Consider the following 17834-nt stretch of genomic DNA (forward strand, 5'->3'; position numbering starts at 1 on the left):
TTACCTCCACAAAATTCATCATTACGAAGTAGCAATTTCCTCTAAATAAGACCAACGTTCGATTAATTGCTCGTATTTTTCATTTTCATTTTCTAATTGTGTCGTTAGCTCTTGAAGTTTCGTGAAATCTGCACCAGTTTTCAGCACTTTTTCTTCTAGCTCTACGATTAATTGTTCTGATTTCTCTATTTCTGCTCCTATTGTTTCCCATTCACGCTGCTCTTTATAGGAAAACTTCTTTTTTTCCTTCACCGCTTTAACAGGAGTATCTTCTATCACAACTTCTAGAGCTTGTGGTGTCACCGGTGCTTCTTTTTTCGTTTCCAAGTAATCCGAATATACACCAAGCCATTCGCCAACCGCTCCGTCTCCGTTTAGTACCCAAAGCTTTTTAGCAATTCGGTCTAGGAAGAAGCGATCATGCGAAATCGTAATAATAACTCCAGGGAATGTTTCCATGAAATCTTCTAATACTGATAGCGTTTGAATATCCAAATCATTCGTAGGCTCATCGAGCAATAAAACATTTGGCTGCTCCATTAGCATTTTTAGCAGTACAAGTCGCTTTTTCTCGCCACCCGACAACTTGCCGATTTGCGTACCATGCGTGTTTAATGGGAATAAAAATCTCTCTAGCATTTGAGCGGCAGAAAATTTCTCTCCTGCACCTGTTTCAATTAGATTGGAAGACTCTCGAACATATTCAACCATTCTTAATTGTTCATTCATCTCGGGTAATTGTTGTTTAAAATGCATTAATTTCACTGTAGATCCTACAATAATTTCACCTGAATCCATTGCAAGTTCTCCTGCTAGCATTTTTAATACCGTACTTTTACCTACACCGTTCGGACCTACGATACCAACTCGATCGCCAGCTTGTAGAAGGAATGAGAAATCATCTACAATTTTTTTCGTTCCAAAAGCTTTGGAAATCGATTGTCCTTCAAGCACTTGCTTACCTAGACGAGTTGTAGCTAATTCCATTTCCAAGTTTTGATTAGAATTATTTCTGTCTACCTTTGCATCGATCTCTTCAAAACGATCTTTCCGAGCTTTTTGTTTTGTCGAACGTGCTTTTGCACCTCTGCGAATCCATTTTAATTCGTTTCGGTATAAGTTTTGAAGCTTTTGCTGAGAAGAAGCGTTCATTTCCTCGCGAAGCGCTCTTGATTCGAGATAGTCTGCGTAGTTTCCTGTATGTGTATATAATGTTTTATCCGCAAGTTCATATATATGTGTAGCAACTGCATCTAGAAAGTAACGGTCATGGGTAACGAAAATAATCGCCCCTTCTACGCGTTGCAACATTTCTTGTAGCCAATCTGTCGACTCTTTGTCTAAATGGTTTGTAGGCTCGTCCAGCAATAGTAAATCAGCAGGCTCAATCAATACTTTTGCTAGAGCTACTCGTTTTTGTTGTCCACCAGATAAATGTAAAACAGACTCTTCAAACTGCGTAAGTCCTAATTTTGTCAGCGCTGTTTTAGCAAGTGCATTTATGTCCCATGCTTGTAAATCATCCATTTTTACTTGTAAGTCCATTAGTCGATTTTGAAGCTCGGTTGAACTAGAGTCTTCCATTAAATCAGCTAACGCTTCTTCATATTCACGATTTATTTTTAGTATAGGAGAATCTCCGCTAAATACCGCTTGCAGAACCGTTTCTTCTTTTTCAAAAGTTGGTTGTTGTTCTAAATAAGCGATACGATATTTGTTTGGATGATCTCTATCGATGGAATCCGCTTCTAGTTCATTAGCAATAATCGAAAGAAATGTAGATTTACCAGTCCCATTAATACCGATTAATCCTGCACGGTTTTGATTGTTTATCGTGAAAGATATATTTTCAAACAGTGTTTTTTCTCCGACTGTTTTTGTTAAATTTGAAATGATTAAATGACTCATAGTGCTTCACCTGTTTCTATTCTTAGTTGTTGTAGAAATAACTCCATAAATTGATGTCTTTCTTTTGCTAATTCTTTTCCTTTTTCCGTTAGCATACCATTTGCTAGAAGCAATAGTTTCTCATAGAAGTGAGTAACGGATGCTGTATCTTTTGTACGATACTGCTCAACAGACATATTTTCACGTGGAGTTTCTTCGGAATTGTAAAGCTTTCTTCCTTTTGCTCCTCCGTATGCAAATGTTCTAGCAATGCCTACTGCACCAATTGCGTCCAGTCTATCTGCATCTCGAACAATTTTTGCTTCGATTGTTTTAGCTTCTGTTTCATTCCCACCATTAAATGAGATGGAATGGATAACCTCTTTTATATGAGACACTTTTTCTACTGGTAAATTTAACAGCGCTATTATGCGGTCCTCTTCCGAAACCTCTTGTACCGTTGCGTATTTCGGATCGCTCACATCATGCAAAAGAACTGCCAATTCTACTATTTCCTTATTTGCATTAGGCTCCGTTTCGAGTATTTCAAATGCATTTTTGCGTACTCTTTCAATATGTTGAAAGTCGTGACTTGCATCAAAGTGCTTGTACACTTCTTTAACTAACTGTTCACATTGTTCAATAGGATTCATTTTTTCATTCTCCTTAACCTGAATCATCTATTTCATTATATACAAAAAAAACAAAAAAGACCGCTTTTTAGGCAGTCTTTCTAGCTTATTAAAATAACCCTACTGCTTGTCCGTCTTCTGTAACATCCATTTTCAGTGCAGATGGTTTTTTTGGCAGTCCAGGCATCGTCATAATATCACCTGTTAAACATACTAAAAAGCCTGCTCCTAGTTTTGGTAATACTTCGCGAACAGTAATCGTAAAATCAGTTGGTCTTCCTAACAGCTTTGGTTGATCTGATAAAGAATATTGCGTTTTCGCCATACAAATCGGCAAAGCATCCCAGCCATACGATTCGATTTGAGCAACTTGCTTTTTAGCTGCATCAGTAAACACAACATCTTCCCCACCGTATACTTGCTGAACAATCGTTCGTACTTTATGTTCAATCGAATCAGACACATCATACAATGGAGCAAAGTTCGATGGTTTTTCTAACTCACGAAGTACTAGCTGGGCTAGCTCAACTCCACCTGCTCCGCCTTTTCCCCATACTTCTGTAAGTGCTATCGATATATTCTTCTCCTTGCACCACGCTAGTAAAGCATCTGTTTCTGCTTTTGTATCCGTGATGAATTTATTTAAAGCAATAACTGGTTCAATACCAAATGCTCGAATTGTTTCCACATGCTTTTCTAAATTATTCGTTCCATGAAGTAAAGCATCTACATCTTCTTCTTTTAATGTATCTTTTTGTTTCCCACCTTGCATTTTAAGCGCACGGATTGTAGCAACAATTACGACAGCACTTGGAGAAAAGTCGGCCTGTCTCGATTTAATATGCATGAATTTTTCGGCACCTAAATCTGCCCCAAATCCTGCTTCGGTAATAACAACATCCGCTAAATTAGTCGCTGTTTTGGTCGCAATGATCGAATTACATCCATGTGCAATATTGGCAAATGGTCCACCATGAATGAGGGCAGGTGTTCCCTCTATCGTCTGTACTAAATTAGGTTTAATTGCTTCTTTTAGCAATAAAGTGAGCGCACCTTCAACGCCTAGCATACGCACTGTAACAGGCTCTTTATCATATGTATAACCAATAACAATTCGAGCAAGTCTTTCTTTTAAGTCGGAAAGATCCTTTGCAAGACAAAGTACAGCCATGATTTCAGAAGCAACTGTAATATCAAATCCATCTTCACGAGGAACCCCTTGAGTTGGTCCTCCAAGTCCAATCGTAATATGACGGAGTGCACGATCATTCATATCTAATACTCGTTTCCAAACGATTCTTCTTGGATCAATTTTCAAATCATTTCCTTGGTGTAGATGATTATCAATTATTGCAGCTAGTGCATTATTAGCAGTAGTAATAGCATGGAGGTCACCGTTGAAATGCAAATTGATCTCTTCCATCGGTAAAACTTGTGCATAACCTCCACCTGTTGCCCCTCCTTTTACTCCCATAACAGGACCTAAAGAAGGTTCACGCAACGCTACGACAACAGATTGTCCAATTTTTTGCATAGCATCTGCAAGTCCAACAGTAACAGTAGATTTCCCTTCTCCTGCTGCGGTTGGGCTAATTGCAGTAACTAAAACAATTTTCCCTGGGTTTGTCTTTATTGTAATTTTTGTTGGGTCAATTTTCGCTTTGAAGTTTCCATAAAGTTCTAATGCATCTTCAGAAATACCAATTTTATCCGCAATATGTTTAATAGGTTTCATTTTTGCATTTTTGGCAATACTTAAATCGGAAAGAGGCTCTATTTGTACATTCATGTTTATCCCAACCTTTTTTCTTTTATTATATAATGTTTAACAGTTAAAAAATCACCTGATTTTCGACATATTATTGACGAATCTTGTCATTTAATATATAGTTTATCTATCCATTATCAGAATACTTAGTGGATTAAGGGAGGAACGTTTGATGCATCAGGGGAAAGTAAAATGGTTTAATAACGAAAAAGGTTATGGCTTTCTCGAGTACAATGATGGAGAAGATGTATTTGTCCATTTTACAGGTATTCAAGGAGACGGATTTCGAGCATTGGAAGAAGGACAAGATGTGACTTTCGAAATAGTTGAAGGAAACCGAGGACCTCAAGCTGCAAACGTAAACAAAATCTAGCAAGAAATTGTTCTTCCCGCGGCCAAAATTGTCGTGGGCCTTTTTATTTTTCAGCTAATTTTGTTCCTGCATGTTTTATTTTTTCTCCAACGGTGCACTGATCGATACAAAAACTATGCGCCCCCGCCCTTCCTCTCTCTTTACGGAGTTGAGTTCTAACAAAGCACTCTTCACAATACTTTGTTAATAAGTAATCTATCTCCTGTATGATTTGTACTTTTTTCATGTTCATTCTCCTAACATTATTGAGTCATATTTTACTACTTTTGCACTTTTTATTGCAAGCCCCTTTCTCTAAATAAAAACAAGAAAAACAGGTGATACATAATGCTTGAAGTATATATTGATGGCTCTACGACAGGAAATCCTGGTCCAAGTGGCATAGGTATTTTCATCAAAGGAGAAGGCCATCATATAAAAATAAGTGAATACATTGGCAGTTGCACGAATCATACAACAGAATTCATCGCCCTACTTAGAGGTATGGAAGAAGCTCAAAAGCTAATGCCTTCGATTGTTTCTGTACGAACGGATTCTCAAATAGTTTGTGCTGCGATAGAAAAAAGATATGTGAAGAACGCTGAATTTGCTGCGGTGTTAGAAAAAATACTACCTATTATTGACACGTTCGATTTATTTTTTATTAAATGGATTCCAGATGATCAAAACAAGGCCGCACACGCTTTGGCAAGAGAAGCTGTACAAAAAAAACTGCCTTAATCGGCAGTTTTTTTGAATTCAATTGTCCGTTCCTCGGAGTCATATAGTACCCATTCTCTATTCGTTACAACAGAGCCGACATTAACTCCAGTATGTGCAGACGACAGATGTATTATTTCATCGAACTGAAAAGCAGATCGTACTCCATTCAAAAAAAGGCTAGAAGTGTGACTATGACCGAAGAAAAATAGTTTTTCCTCATTTTCCGTAATTTGTGGCGTCCACGGTTCTCCGCTCCAGTCCCATTCGTGTCCATGCGTTACGGAAGCACCTTGAATATATAACTTTTGTGGTAACATACTCACAAAATGAATAATAGGATGATCTACTTTGCAAATCGCCACTATTCTTTCTTCTTGATTGCCATAAACGGTTGGAAACGTTAAAAGTGGCATTATTTTTTCTGGTTCGATTAAGACATCTTCTATTGCATCAAATACTTCTTTTTGTGCTCTTTTCTTACCAATTATGCACTCAAATAAGTCACCAGTGCTTATTTTTTCAGCATTTGGCTCTACTTCTTGAATATGTCGCAATACAGCCAGTAGATCTTCAACAGACGAATGAATATCTCCAATTATTGCATATTTCATCTATTCTGTTCTTCCTCATAAGCCGTTTCAATCGTTTCTTTTGTTCGATTCATAAAGCGCATAATTACTTCATCGTTTCCAAACAACTGAAATATATTCAATAAAATATTTTTTGGTTTGTTGATCGATGTGTAAATAAACTTGGTCGTCATATTACTTTGACTCTCTATTTCATACTCCGTTGTCATGCGAAAACGATCATTTAATAAAAAGCTTTCTTGTAACGCTTTATAATTGCTTTCGTTTGTATATTTGAGAATTGTTAGCTCATACTGTTCTATATAAGAGCCATTTTGATACGTTTGATTTATTAACGAACCAACTACTTCTTCTTTATGTACAATAATCTCTTCCGCAATTACTTTTGGAAAAATTAATTTCTTTTTTTCTAGATCACCATAAATAAATGGCCAAACAAATTCGATTGGTGCGTTAATACTAATTTCTCTTTTCCACTTTTTCATGTTAGTAGCCCCTTAAGAAAGTCTGGATAGCATTTTTTCAAATTTATCGCGCCATTCATCCGCCAATGCATCGACTTTTAATACTTTTTCAATACCTTCTTTTGATTGTTTTTGAAAAAAATAAATAGAATGAGCATATGACAGCGTTACTTTTTCTGGATGTTCGAAAACCTTCTCGATTTTATCATGCTTTGTTATTTTTCCTTCTTTAATTACTCTGCATAAGTAACCGGTATGTCCCGTTTCAATCATTCTTTTCATAAATTGCGCAATACCCGTTCTTTTATTGATTGTATTGCATGGTATTCTGCCTTGCGTTACTTCGATAATCGTTTCACCAATTGCAAAACGATCTCCGATATGTATATTTTCTTCCAACATGTTTTCAACTAATAAATTTTCTCCAATAGCACTAATCGGCAAGCGTGTTTGAAACTCTTTCATCCAGTTTGTATAATGCTCAACGCTATACACGCAAACTGCTCTGTCCCGCCCACCATGATGCTTCTTGTCTGCTACATCATCTTCTATAAAACCATCCTTCGTCAAATGAGCTTCTTCTACTTGATTTTTGAATATGCCTGAGTATAATTCTTCGCCCGCTTCGTTCTTGACGGTTCTAGGTTTTCCAATTGAAACTGCTATAAGTTTCATCTCTTCAGTATATAAAGACATCGCTTACACCTCCAAATTTATTACTGTTATTATAACACAAAAAAACAGACCCTCGAATGAGAGTCTGTTAAAGTTTAGGTTTAAAATTAAGCTTTAACTACGTTAGTAGCTTGAAGACCACGTTGGCCTTGCTCGATTTCAAAAGTTACTTCTTGACCTTCGTCAAGAGATTTGAAACCTTCGCTTTGAATAGCTGAGAAATGTACGAATACGTCGTCTCCGCCTTCACGTTCGATAAATCCGAATCCTTTTTCTGAGTTAAACCATTTTACTTTACCTTGTTCCATGTGTATTTCCTCCTCGTATGCAGCAGCTGCACACATTGTGTTACTATCCTTGCTCAACACTGTTAAGTAAAAGTGTTGCCACTTACTAACTAAACCGAAGCAAAAATAATCCTCTTTAAATATAGCACGAAAAAACCTTTAAAGCAACAGTTTTGCTGAAAATAATTTTAAATACTTTCCAGTAGAGCACCTATTGCACCACTGTATCCATGTTTCTCTAAAAACACCGGATTTTTCTGTTTCAGCCTTGTGTATGACTCAATTATTTTTTTCAATAAATCATTATTTTCTAGCGTTGAACCGATGTAAATGATATCGCTTACTTCATGCGCTTCAGCAACTTGAATACATAGGGAGGCAACAACTTCTCCAATAATCCCTTGCACTCCTGCTAACAAATCTGCATTGCTTTTTGTGTCACTTTTTTTCAGCGCAACTCCTCCGAAATTACTCGCTGTCAAAGATCCTTTTATCGGCAATTTATTGCTCTCATAAATATCACTTACTAACACATCTATGTATGTCCGACTTCCTTCTTTGGAAATTTCTATCATTTCTTCGTAATCAACTAGACCAGTTAGTGCCATTCCTAATCCAGTCAAGGTTCCACCGCCAATACCAGTACCACCTAATCGGCTATGTTGCTGGTTTTTCATAATATGGATAGAAGTGCCTGTCCCAATATTCGCAATGATCGCTGATTCGCATTTTTTATTTTCTTGTTTTAATTGATACATTACACCGTTCATTGTTGCATCGAATTCAACAATGTAAGGGATTTCATTTTTTGATAACAAGTAGTTTTTTAATTGCTCCGCACGGCCACCAGTGAGGCAGATGGAAGCCAGTGGATGCTCAGCATCAATCCACCCCTTTACCGCTTGAAAATCAGTGGAAGGAAAGCTGATTAATGTTAACTCTTTCTCGTCATTCCAATAAGCTATTTTTGTTAGCGTTCCACCTGCATCAATACCGATTCTAGTTGCCATACAAATTCCCCTTTAGTTAGGACACTTATTTAATCCATGAGCCAACGATTGGATAATTAAATGTGTCTCCATTGATAGCTTTTATTATTCCGATAATTGGAACAACAAATGCCATTATACCAAAAATAATAAGCATTGGAATGCCAATTAATAAAATAATCAAGAAAGCAGATACTGTAATTAATACAGCCATTACTAATTGAAACAGAATTGCTTGGATGGAAAGTTTTTTTATTTCTTCATCATTTATTACTAAAAATAAAACAAACGGTACTAAAAATGGCGCAAACCATGTACTTGCATGAAGCAATATTTTCAAACCTGTATTTTGCATGTAGATCATACTCCTTTCTTTTTATGTTTATACGCTTTGGTTTGTTATTTAGTTTCATCTTTTCACTAATTTTTTTACGAGAATACAATATTTCCAGCAACTACCGTTTGAAGAACTTTTGCTGTCGTAAATGTTTTGTTTGTTAAAGTTTGATCGACAATCGTAAAATCTGCGTCAAATCCTATTTGAATTTTACCACGACTTTCTTCTTTTCCTATCGCTTTTGCACTTCCAGTTGTGTATAAAGAAATAGCTTCAAATGCCGATAATGCTTGCTTTGGCAAATAGCTATTATTAACAGCTGCATCCATACTTAAAAGAGGTTCAGCTATTTCGATTGGTGAATCAGATCCCCCCGAACAGTCAAGCCCAGCCTCGATTAATGTTTTCCACGCATAAGCCCACTGCAAGCGCTCTTTTCCAATTCGCTCTATTACCCAAGGGAAATCGGAAGGAACAAACATCGGTTGTAAATCTAGCACAACAGGCAAAGCTGACATTCTTTTTACTAAATCCTCCCTTAGTATATTCACATGGATTAGCCTGTCTTTCTTGCCGTGAGGAGGTGGATATTTTTCAATTAAATTTAAAATATTTTCAACTGCTTGATCTCCTATAACATGAACAGCAATCGTTTCATCATATTTTCTTGCTAACTGAACAAGCTGCTCTAACTTTTCTGGCCTATGGACAGCAACGCCTTTATTGCCAGGGTTATCCGAATACTCCTGTGACAATAAAGCCGTATGCCCCCCTAACGAACCGTCTACGAATATTTTCATCGCACCAAATTCAACGAATTCTGTTGAGCTCTCCCCTTTCATCTGTTCAAATACTTCATGATGTCTCAATAAATGCGTTCGAAAGCTTGTCCCTATTACTTCACGAAAAGCCTGCAATGGCACTGTATAAGGCCCGTAATAAGCCATATCTTCCGTATGTACGCCCGTTAACCCTTTCGACTGCAAATCACTTACACTTTGCTGCAATACTCCTTTTAAATACTCTGTTGTAACTGGAGGGATATTAGACGTAATTAATCGCTGCGCTTCATCGTAAAATAAGCCGTTTAAATTTCCTGCTTCATCTTTCCCAATAATTCCACCTACTGGATTCGGCGTATCTTTTGTAATACCTGCAAGCTCCATCGCTTTTGTATTAGCAGTTAATACATGCCTACAAATTCGTTTTAAAACGATCGGACTCTGAGATAGTTCATCCAAGTCTTTACAAGTAATTGGACGGCCTTCATGTAAAATATTATCATTCCACCCTTCTCCGATATACCAATTGTCCTTTTGAACACGAGCCGAAACTTCTTTTACAATATCTTCGATGGAAGTAAACTTTGATAAATCTAAGTACGCCAATTTTTCTCCATGACCAATTATATGAATATGGCTATCTACGAACCCTGGATACATACTTGCACCTCGTAAAGAATGCACCCGGTCAGCTAACGCGAATAAATCAGCTTTCAAGCCTATTTCAATAATTTTACCATTTTCAATTAAAACAGCTTCCACTTTCTCATCAAGTGCGTTCATCGTAAAAATAAAACCGTCTGTCCATAGTTCCTTCATTTTTTCACATCCTTTTTATTGCTCAATAAATCATCGACAAGTACTTCGGCAGCTTTTCTATATATATTGCTCATATTTGCAAGAGATGCGATAAATAATATTTGTTTTAGCTCATCATCCACCACTTCTTTTTCCACTTCTGCTTCATGACTTTTCATTTCATCCAAAAAGTTTTCCGCATTATTTTGCTGTAAGCTAACTAATGAAGAATAAAATGCTTCTAGTTGTAAATTCTCTTTTTCTATTTTTTGATTAACAGGATCTAACGTAGCTTTTATATCATTTATCGAAAGTGCACCTTTTAACTGATAAATAAGACTAATAAGCATAATATGTTGCTTGGAATACTTTTTATTTTTGATTGGGATGAATAATTTTCCTTTTGCATAATTATTAATCATCGTTTTCGTTAGAATTTTTTCCTCTTCATTTCGCACGGTTTCTCCAAATTTAGAATCAAATAATTGGATAACCTGGTCCATATACAAGTCAATATCAGGAATTTCGCCTTCATGTATCGCTGCTTCTAATGACAGTTTTTTTAGTATTTCTTCAGAATGTATCAATTGAATTCCTCCGTTAAATTATTGTCTCTATATTATCCTAAAAAAAGTATTCAGTAAACATTGACTATTAGTTATCACGAGAGTATTATACTAAGTAGTTATAAATACTACATAACAAAGTGGAGGTATTTAAAGTGGGAAATTATATTAGAGAACCATTTAACGGATTATCACATCTATTTGGAGCATTACTTTCTGCGATTGCATTAATTGCGATGATTATTAAAGTATCATTGGAGGGTACAACACTTCTCTCCATCACAGCAATCCTTCTTTTTGGGTTAAGCATGATTTTGCTCTATGCATCTTCTGCAACATACCATATGGTCAAAGCAAAAGACCGTGTGATTCAATTTTTTAGACGCTTAGATCACTCGATGATTTATTTACTTATAGCTGGCACATATGCACCTTTTTGCTTAATCACCTTAAAAGGTACGACGGGTTATGTGTTATTTGGGATTATTTCTTTCATTGCAATAAGTGGTGTACTTTTTAAAATGATTTGGTTTAATTGCCCGAGATGGGTTTCCACTGCTTTGTATATTGGAATGGGATGGATTATTGTTTTTTTAGCATCACCACTAGCTGAATCATTAGGTTCACAAGGTCTTTTTTATCTAATACTTGGTGGAGTACTTTACACAATTGGCGGGATAATATATGGTTTAAAGCCGAAAATTTCCTTTTTAAAAAAATTAGGCTTTCATGAAGTTTTTCATGTATTTATTTTGCTTGGCACTTCTAGTCATTTCATTTGCGTTTATTATTTTGTTTTATAATGTTATTTGGAAATTTCCATACTTTCTATTATGATAGTGATAGAGAAAGTAGGCGGTCATTTTGTTAAAGAGCTACGGAAAAGTAGGAGGAGCCATTACCTTCCTATCATTATTTTTATTAATACTTGGTGTTAGATACGTATTAGGTCAAGATTTAGTCATTATGAATTTCATTGCTTTTGCAGCATTTTCCGTCGTTGCAGGAGCATTCTCAGCAGCTTTGTTATTTTATAACTTACGAATTGGCTTTTATCTATTTGCAGCTGGCCTAGCAATCGGATTTATCGAATTATTTCGCTCGTTTATCGTTGGAAAAGATGGCTTTGGAGATTTAGCTGGGATCCTATCCTTATTCATCGCAACATCATTCGGCTTATTTGCGGCTTTACTTGTAGAAGGAATTCGCTATATTTTGAAAATGAATAAATAAAAAGAAGTTTTTCCGCTCTACGCGTGAAAAACTTCTTTTTTTGTTCATTTACGTTTAAGGAAATTCCAAATAATTACGACAATTATTAACAATTGAGGAATTAATGTTTCCAGTGTTGGATAAAAACCAATAGAACTAATTACAGGCAGTTTATCAACTGGAGACATTGGAATAACACTCGTTAACTGTAATGTATGAACGCTCACGCCGATTATTTTAAATGCCAATACATATATTAAAATCGTTGCGACTATAAAAAATCGATGAATTGGTATTTTATTGCTTACTTTAACTAAAACAATTGCAAAAATCACCAAAATCGCCAAAGCAATAACAATTCCTAAGCTTAATTCAAATGTAGACATTTTAGGAGCAATTCCAGCATAAAAAATAATTGTCTCAGCCCCTTCTCTAAATACAGAAAGAAAGCTAACAGTAGCCATTGAAAAAATACTACTAGTTGAAATGGCTTGATGCATTTGCGTTTGTATATACCGATTCCATGAATTTATACTTGATTTATTGTGCAACCAAATCCCAACACCCATCATGAGAACCGCTGCTCCTAAACCTACATACCCCTCCATTATTTCTCTGCTCGTACCCGCCGAAACAGACTGAAAAATAGTAGAAAGAATTACAGCTGCAATAGCACTTACTACTAGACCAACAAAAGCACCTACATAAATCCATTTTTGCATACTTTGTTGATTTGATTTCTTCAAAAAAGCTATTAGTGCAATAATAATTAGTAATGCTTCTAAACCTTCGCGAAGTAAAATTAAAGCTGAATCCCAATACGTGTAATTGGAAGTTGTCTGTAATAGTTCTATTTCCGTAATAAAAGAACTTATTGATGTATTAATTGTCTTTTTATCCACGGAGTCTTTCATTAGTTTACTAACGAGTACTGGAACATCACTTTCGATTTTCGTATAAAGACTTGCATTTTTTGTGCGAATATCCCCTTCAACATTTGGCCAAATTTCGATAAACTTGACTAATTTACTTACTGCTGGCTCGTACTCCGAATCATTTATAAGATCTTTGCTTTCTTTCAGTAATACAATAAGCGTTGTTAGTGAGTAATCTCCTGTTGGTCCTTCTACAATTTCACCGGCAACAAAATCGTCCATTACACTTTGTAGCATGTCAAATTGACCTTGAAACTGCTCTACATCAAGAATATCCTCTGCTAAACTAATTCGCATAAATGCTAATTGAGTTTCAATTTTACCGTAACTTGCGATATCAATTTCTCTAACTGGCCGCTCATTTTTTGTCCAAGAGGCTACAAATTTTGTATATTCCCTTGATATCTCCTGTTGATCTTTTGTATTTATTACAGTACTTAATTGATCAAGAGCTGGTTGAATCTTAGTCCCGAAGCCTTTTCGTTCTTCCGATTCATCTACAGGATTTTGTTCTTTTTCAAGTGCAGCTAAATCTTTTGCGAGCCGTTGGAGGCTTTTTAATCGTTCATCAGAACTTTTTGCCTCATAGGCCTCTTGAAAGGTGAGATTAATATCATTCACTCGTTTACTATCTTCGAAATCTAGTTCTACCCAAACTTTTTGGAAGCTTTCAAGAGCTTTTATTGCTGCGCCTTCATCTTCTTTTTTCGTATTCATGATCGAATCACTAATAGAAATATATAGTTCGCTATATGAATTAGATGCCTCGGCAGGTGCAGAATAAAGGAAAAGAAAAACGAGTACAAAGCATGTTAACGTACTTAATTTATGCTTTAAAAAGTGTTTCACCGATATAACTCCCCTTTTGGATACCAGGGAAACATGCAAATATTGCACTGCCTCGATGGGTAATATATTCATTTAATTTATCCACACGACCTAAACTATTTTGAATATTGATAAACTGCTTTGGCTGTTTTTGAAATGAAATAAATAATAAACCAGAGTCAAAAACTCCTGTCTTAGGATCGATCCCACTGGAATAGGAAAAGGATCTTCTCAACATACGATCTTTCACTTGCTTCGCCAAATGTACATGAGACGTGATCGGCACTATAGGTTTACCCGCTGAATCTGTGCGAGTAAGCTCCATATCATCTAATTCCTTTGTTTTACCTATAGGCGCACCACTATCACGATGACGGCCGAAAGTTGCCTCTTGTTCACCTAAAGCAGTACGATCCCATGTCTCTAGATGCATTTGAATTCTTCTAGCTACTAAATATGTACCACCTACCATCCATGGAACAGACTCGCCTGGTTGAATCCACACAATATCTTTCATTTCACTCGTATTTTTTACATTAGGGTTACCAGTACCATCTTTAAATGCAAATAAGTTTCTTGGTGTTTGTTTTTTATTATTATTCACTGGAAATGAATTAAACCCTGCTTGAGTCCATTTTAATGTAACTTTTCCAGAGGCAGCTCGGATAAGATTACGAACAGCATGAAAAGCAACTTGAGGATCATCTGCACATGCCTGAATGCATAAATCTCCATCAGAATAGCTATCATCCAACTGATCTTTAGGAAAATGAGGTAATTTTTCTAATTCTTTTGGTTTTACACGTTCTAATCCTAATTCTGATTTTCGGAATAGGCTTGGGCCAACTCCAAAAGTCAGTGATAAGTTGGAAGCTGAAAGACCAACTGCCTCTCCAGTATCTTTTGCTGCAATATAGGCATTCGTAGCTGGTTCCTCTATTTGTTGGCCATTCATCATTCTAACCGCTAAGGGAGTCCATTCTTTAAATAACTGTTCCAGTTCTGTCTTGGATTGAACGATTACATTTATAGAAGCAAAGTAAATATGTTTTTGAACTTCCGTCTTAATACCAGACTGTGATTTTCCGAAAAAAGGTATTTTATCCGTTACGGTCATATCGTCTTCCACAATGGAGTAGCCGAGCGTATTAGCAATAGAACCTAATCCAGTTGCACCAATCACTACACCTAAAATACCTGCTCCAGAATACTTGAGCATTTTTCTCCGGCTGATTTTCTTTTTAAAGAAACTATCTGGTTGCTTCGTGTCCATTTGTATCACTCCATAATGATTCCCATTTGACTTAATGGTTCCCCAAGTTGATTTACAGCTTCTGAAAGTGCTTTTGTATCGTTATTTGTAAGTTCCTCATATGAAACATAATGACCTTTTCCATTTTCATATTTCGCTAATAATTTATTAATGTTAGTGAAATTTTTCTCTAGATTGCTAACTAGATTTGTATCCTTTTCTTTAATCTTTTCTTTTAAAATAGCAAATATTTTTTCAGCACCTTCAATATTTGCTTTAAAATCATATAAATCCGTATGAGAAAAAATTTCTTCCTCCCCAGTTATTTTAGAAGTAGATACTTCGTTTAATAAATCAACTGCTCCAGTAATCATTAAATCAGGTGAAACTTCAACTGTTTCAACTCTTGCACGAAGTTCTTTTGCGTCTTTTAATAATTGTTCCGCAGTATCCTCATAACCATTTGTAGTTTTGTCTACCCAAAGACCATATTCAATCTTATGGTATCCCGACCAATCATCTTTTGTCTTTCCTTCTTCTTCTAAATCTGCCCATCTAGCATCAATACGTGGATCTAAATCTCCAAAGCTTTCTGCAATTGGCTCAGATCGCTCAAAATACATACGTGCTAAAGGATAAATTTCTTTCGCTAATTCTATGTCACCAGATTTAACAGCATTCACAAACTTTTCTGTCTCTATTACAAATTGATCCATTTGCTCAATAGCAAACTCTTTATATTTTTCTGTTTCAGCATTTAGATTTACTGAGTTAGAAACTGTATCAGATGGTTCTTCTACAGTATTTTCAGAATTGTTACATCCTGTTAATAGCATTCCAGTAATAAGCAAAAAATTAATAATTGAGAATTTTTTCATAAATACCCTTCTTCCTTTTTATGTATATACATTAATAATGATAATCATTTTCAATTAAAAGTCAATGAATTTTTTCTCTATCTATAAGAAAAGCACGAGCTGAAGCTGTGCCCATCGAAAGCGTCCGCTTGAGAACGGAATCCATTCGATTCTTTCTTACACTTACAAGACCCCTAACCTTAGTGTTCATGGTAAATCTTCATATACTTTTTTTCTTATAAAAAAGGTTCAGCAATTATGCCAAACCTTTTTTCATAAAATTATTTAAATGTAGAAATAATCGTTTTGTTTCGCCCAGATGCTTTTGCCTCATACAACGCCATATCTACTCGGTGCATTAAATCATTAACCGTTTCTTCATTTTGTCTCCATTCACCGACACCAGACGAAATCGTTATATGTTTCCCAGTCGGCGGAAGAGCTTCTTCAACAATTTGACGCAACTTTTCTGCAACATCAAAAGCTTGTTGCAATGAAGCATTCGGTAAAATAATTGCAAATTCTTCTCCACCAAGCCTAGTACATACATCCCCAACTCTTGATGCACTGTTCATTTTTTCTGCTATAAACTTTAAAACCTCGTCCCCAGCACTATGTCCGAATTCATCATTTACCTTTTTAAAATGATCAATATCCAACATAATAATAGAAAATAATTTATTTTGACTTACTAAATCTGCAAATAATATTTCCGAGTATCTTCTATTTTTCAACCCTGTTAAAGGATCAGTCAATGACCTAATTTTAAATTCTTGCACTGTCTCTTCTTGCCTTTTCCGATAGCTAATAATCGTTTCCGTTAGCTGTTTTGCTTCAAAATACCAAACAGGTATATACAAGTCATTCCCATCTATTCGATCGTTTTGCGAACTCATCGTATATAGAGCTAATTTTTTTAATGGTGATGCAAGTCTTTCAGATAGTATGTATGCAACCATATAAAAAATAATAGCAAAAGGTAATGAAAATAAAAATATTTTCCACATAATTGCAGACAGTTTATCTAAACTACTCGCATAAGGAGTTTGTGATACAACTCCCCAATTACTCGTATCAATATATGTATATCCAGCTAAAAAGTGATTACTACTTAGATTTTTAAACTCTAGTATTCCACTTTTCTTTTGCATTAATTGTTGAACGACTTTATTACCTTTTACACTCTCCCCTATTCTCTCACCGTCAGGGTGATAGATGAGTGTTCCATTTTTGTCTACTACATATACATATGAACCATCTTCCGCAAAATGCTCCGCTAAAATATTTCTGATAAAATTATCCTCTTGCAAGTAAATAGTTCCATTCAACATGCCAATATAATTATTTTTTCCATCAAATAAAGGAGTTGAAACTAGTATTAATAGCCTCCCTGTCACAGCTTTATATGGACTTGTAATAATATTTGCCTTTTTTCTTAATGCTTCTTGTACTCCTTCAGAATCAATCTTATTCCCTGCAATCCCTATGTTGGGTGATGTAGCAATAGCTACTCCATCACTGCCAATAATCGATAAAGAGTTAAAATTTTTACTGTTTACAAGTAGTTCATCTAAAATCGCCGTTAACTTAGTCTCATCTTCAAAATTTCCAATTATATCTTGTTTTCTAGATTCTAAGTTTTCTTGCATATCTTTAAAAACCTTATCCGACATTTTTGCTAATTTCGTAGAATACACTTTGTTATTTTCTAATGAAACATCGATCAAACTTTTTTTCGTAACTATGTAACCGGAAAATAAAGAACTACTAATAATACCTACTATAGTAAAAGTCGTTAGCATTAATATCCAAAATCTAAGTGATCTTTTCATAATATCTCCCTCAATGTAAGTTGCTTGAAAATGTATAACTATAATAATAACATGAAATATATGTTAAA

Annotated in this window: 20 protein-coding genes; 4 read left to right on the forward strand and 16 right to left on the reverse strand. The window is 35.5% G+C overall.

Features of this window, described 5'->3' with window-relative positions; translation table 11 throughout:
• Nucleotides 1-21: 21 nt before the first annotated feature.
• The 3 genes from RUH95_RS00370 to RUH95_RS00380 form a co-directional block, all read right to left on the reverse strand.
• The gene (locus tag RUH95_RS00370) at nt 22-1908 is read right to left on the reverse strand and encodes an ABC-F family ATP-binding cassette domain-containing protein (protein WP_313890830.1); all 1887 of its coding nucleotides are present in this window, start codon (nt 1906-1908) and stop codon (nt 22-24) included.
• Nucleotides 1905-2540: an HD domain-containing protein gene (locus RUH95_RS00375; RefSeq protein WP_313890831.1), complete on the reverse strand. Its 636-nt coding sequence runs from the start codon at nt 2538-2540 to the stop codon at nt 1905-1907. Before RUH95_RS00375 ends, RUH95_RS00370 begins: the two co-directional genes overlap by 4 nt.
• An 88-nt stretch (nt 2541-2628) precedes the next feature.
• Complete coding sequence (locus RUH95_RS00380; protein ID WP_313890832.1) at nt 2629-4308, reverse strand: formate--tetrahydrofolate ligase; 1680 nt, start codon at nt 4306-4308, stop codon at nt 2629-2631.
• A 151-nt stretch (nt 4309-4459) separates the two neighbouring features.
• Between RUH95_RS00380 and RUH95_RS00385 the strand changes: the two genes are divergently transcribed.
• On the forward strand, nt 4460-4660 hold the full coding sequence (locus RUH95_RS00385; RefSeq protein ID WP_313890833.1) for a cold shock domain-containing protein: 201 nt from the start codon (nt 4460-4462) through the stop codon (nt 4658-4660).
• Between the two features lie 43 nt (nt 4661-4703).
• Here the strand turns inward: RUH95_RS00385 and RUH95_RS00390 are convergent, their stop codons facing one another.
• A complete protein-coding gene (locus tag RUH95_RS00390; protein ID WP_313890834.1) occupies nt 4704-4886 on the reverse strand; it encodes a zinc-finger domain-containing protein in 183 nt (60 codons plus the stop codon).
• A 101-nt stretch (nt 4887-4987) separates the two neighbouring features.
• On the opposite strand from RUH95_RS00390, the gene RUH95_RS00395 reads away from it, so the two are divergent.
• A complete protein-coding gene (locus tag RUH95_RS00395) occupies nt 4988-5380 on the forward strand; it encodes a reverse transcriptase-like protein (protein ID WP_313890835.1) in 393 nt (130 codons plus the stop codon).
• Here RUH95_RS00395 and RUH95_RS00400 read toward each other — a convergent pair.
• The 8 genes from RUH95_RS00400 to RUH95_RS00435 all read right to left on the reverse strand — a co-directional run bounded on the left by RUH95_RS00400 (nt 5377) and on the right by RUH95_RS00435 (nt 10871).
• Nucleotides 5377-5973 carry a metallophosphoesterase family protein gene (locus tag RUH95_RS00400; protein ID WP_313890836.1) on the reverse strand — a complete coding sequence of 199 codons (597 nt, stop codon included), beginning with the start codon at nt 5971-5973 and terminating at the stop codon, nt 5377-5379. The two genes, RUH95_RS00395 and RUH95_RS00400, sit on opposite strands and share 4 nt — an antisense overlap.
• Entirely contained in the window at nt 5970-6437 is a 468-nt protein-coding gene (locus tag RUH95_RS00405; protein WP_313890837.1) for an SRPBCC family protein, read from the reverse strand. Before RUH95_RS00405 ends, RUH95_RS00400 begins: the two co-directional genes overlap by 4 nt.
• A 12-nt stretch (nt 6438-6449) precedes the next feature.
• Nucleotides 6450-7112, reverse strand: coding sequence for an MOSC domain-containing protein (locus RUH95_RS00410; protein WP_313890838.1), 663 nt, complete (start codon nt 7110-7112; stop codon nt 6450-6452).
• An 86-nt stretch (nt 7113-7198) separates the two neighbouring features.
• Nucleotides 7199-7399 carry a cold-shock protein gene (locus RUH95_RS00415; RefSeq protein WP_053589685.1) on the reverse strand — a complete coding sequence of 67 codons (201 nt, stop codon included), beginning with the start codon at nt 7397-7399 and terminating at the stop codon, nt 7199-7201.
• Nucleotides 7400-7566: 167 nt separating this feature from the next.
• Nucleotides 7567-8388 (reverse strand): type II pantothenate kinase, encoded by an 822-nt coding sequence (gene coaW / locus RUH95_RS00420; protein WP_313890839.1) that lies wholly within the window; start codon nt 8386-8388, stop codon nt 7567-7569.
• Nucleotides 8389-8413: 25 nt separating this feature from the next.
• The gene (locus tag RUH95_RS00425) at nt 8414-8722 is read right to left on the reverse strand and encodes a magnetosome magnetite crystal formation protein family (protein WP_313890840.1); all 309 of its coding nucleotides are present in this window, start codon (nt 8720-8722) and stop codon (nt 8414-8416) included.
• A 74-nt stretch (nt 8723-8796) separates the two neighbouring features.
• Entirely contained in the window at nt 8797-10305 is a 1509-nt protein-coding gene (locus RUH95_RS00430; RefSeq protein ID WP_313890841.1) for an amidohydrolase, read from the reverse strand.
• A complete protein-coding gene (locus RUH95_RS00435) occupies nt 10302-10871 on the reverse strand; it encodes a DUF1836 domain-containing protein (protein WP_313890842.1) in 570 nt (189 codons plus the stop codon). The genes RUH95_RS00430 and RUH95_RS00435 overlap by 4 nt, the downstream gene beginning before the upstream one ends.
• A gap of 134 nt (nt 10872-11005) precedes the next feature.
• On the opposite strand from RUH95_RS00435, the gene trhA reads away from it, so the two are divergent.
• Together trhA and RUH95_RS00445 are read left to right on the forward strand one after the other, a co-directional pair.
• The gene (trhA, locus tag RUH95_RS00440; protein ID WP_313890843.1) at nt 11006-11653 is read left to right on the forward strand and encodes a PAQR family membrane homeostasis protein TrhA; all 648 of its coding nucleotides are present in this window, start codon (nt 11006-11008) and stop codon (nt 11651-11653) included.
• Between the two features lie 61 nt (nt 11654-11714).
• A complete protein-coding gene (locus RUH95_RS00445) occupies nt 11715-12083 on the forward strand; it encodes a hypothetical protein (RefSeq protein ID WP_313890844.1) in 369 nt (122 codons plus the stop codon).
• 44 nt (nt 12084-12127) lie between these two features.
• On the opposite strand, the gene RUH95_RS00450 is transcribed toward RUH95_RS00445, so the two are convergent.
• From RUH95_RS00450 to RUH95_RS00465, 4 genes are all read right to left on the reverse strand, one after another.
• Nucleotides 12128-13846, reverse strand: coding sequence for an FTR1 family iron permease (locus tag RUH95_RS00450; protein WP_313890845.1), 1719 nt, complete (start codon nt 13844-13846; stop codon nt 12128-12130).
• Entirely contained in the window at nt 13824-15098 is a 1275-nt protein-coding gene (efeB, locus tag RUH95_RS00455) for an iron uptake transporter deferrochelatase/peroxidase subunit (protein WP_313890846.1), read from the reverse strand. Before efeB ends, RUH95_RS00450 begins: the two co-directional genes overlap by 23 nt.
• 5 nt (nt 15099-15103) lie before the next feature.
• Entirely contained in the window at nt 15104-15955 is an 852-nt protein-coding gene (gene efeO, locus RUH95_RS00460) for an iron uptake system protein EfeO (RefSeq protein ID WP_313890847.1), read from the reverse strand.
• 260 nt (nt 15956-16215) lie between these two features.
• A complete protein-coding gene (locus tag RUH95_RS00465; RefSeq protein WP_313890848.1) occupies nt 16216-17766 on the reverse strand; it encodes a sensor domain-containing diguanylate cyclase in 1551 nt (516 codons plus the stop codon).
• Nucleotides 17767-17834 lie beyond the last annotated feature (68 nt).

The organism is Psychrobacillus sp. (assembly GCF_032154225.1).
Classification (GTDB): Bacteria; Bacillota; Bacilli; order Bacillales_A; family Planococcaceae; genus Psychrobacillus.